Source organism: Undibacterium sp. GW821-FHT11H02 (genome assembly GCF_058808015.1).
Window position 1 is genome coordinate 1 of record NZ_JBXARG010000049.1, and the last position, 1,187, is coordinate 1,187.

Consider the following 1,187-nt stretch of genomic DNA (forward strand, 5'->3'; position numbering starts at 1 on the left):
AAGATACCGCCGTTGCCGGTGACACCACCGATGACCAGCGGTAAAGATTCGGGCGAAGCGGAATCGACGATAGCGTCATTGATCGTGCCTACCGTAACCGTGAAGCTATTCACACCCGCTGGAACGATGAGATTACCACCGACTAAAGTCACGCCATTGCTGAACGTGGCGGTGCTGTTGTAGTCCAGACCCGCTGTGGCTGTGCCACCGCCTAAGTTGTAGGCGTAGGTCGATGCAACGGTCGTGGTAGCAGACAGGGAGACCGTGTAGACCAAGTCATTGCCTTCGACCACATTGTCACCGGCGATGCCAGGGGCACCCGGTTCGACCGTGGTGATTGTTGGTTGATCATCATCCAAGATGCCGCCATTGCCGGTGACACCACCGATGACCAGTGGTAAAGATTCGGGCGAAGCGGAATCGACGATGGCATCGTTAATCGTACCTACCGTGACGGTGAAGCTATTCACACCGGCTGGAACGATGAGATTGCCACCAACTAAAGTGACGCCATTGCTGAACGTCGCAGTGCTGTTGTAATCCAGACTGGCCGTCGCTGTGCCACCACCTAAATTGTAGGCATAAGTGGAAGCGACGGTCGTCGTAGCGCTTAAGCTGACGGTGTAGACCAGATCATTGCCTTCGACCACATTGTCACCGGCGATGCCAGGGGCACCGGGTTCGACCGTGGTGATCGTTGGTTGATCATCATCCAAGATACCGCCGTTGCCAGTGACACCACCGATGACCAGGGGTAAAGATTCGGGCGAAGCGGAATCAACGATGGCGTCGTTAATCGTGCCTACCGTGACCGTAAAGCTTGAAACACCCGCTGGAACAATCAAATTGCCACCGACTAAAGTCACGCCATTGCTGAACGTCGCAGTGCTGTTGTAGTCAAGACCCGCTGTGGCTGTACCACCGCCTAAGTTGTACGCATAAGTCGATGCGACTGTCGTTGTGGCTGAGAGGGAGACGGTGTAGACGAGGTCATTGCCTTCGACCACATTGTCACCGGCGATGCCAGGGGCACCCGGTTCGACCGTGGTGATCGTTGGTTGATCATCATCCAAGATACCACCGTTGCCGGTGACACCACCGATCACCAGGGGTAAAGATTCGGGCGAAGCGGAATCAACGATGGCGTCGTTAATCGTGCCTACCGTGACCGTAAAGCTTGAAACACC

At 55.4% G+C, this 1,187-nt stretch carries 1 protein-coding gene; it reads right to left on the bottom strand.

The genetic code is table 11. From position 1 onward, the window contains the following. A partial coding sequence (locus AC1RR2_RS20885; protein ID WP_493224217.1) for a hypothetical protein occupies positions 1-1,187 on the bottom strand: 1,187 nt, incomplete at both ends.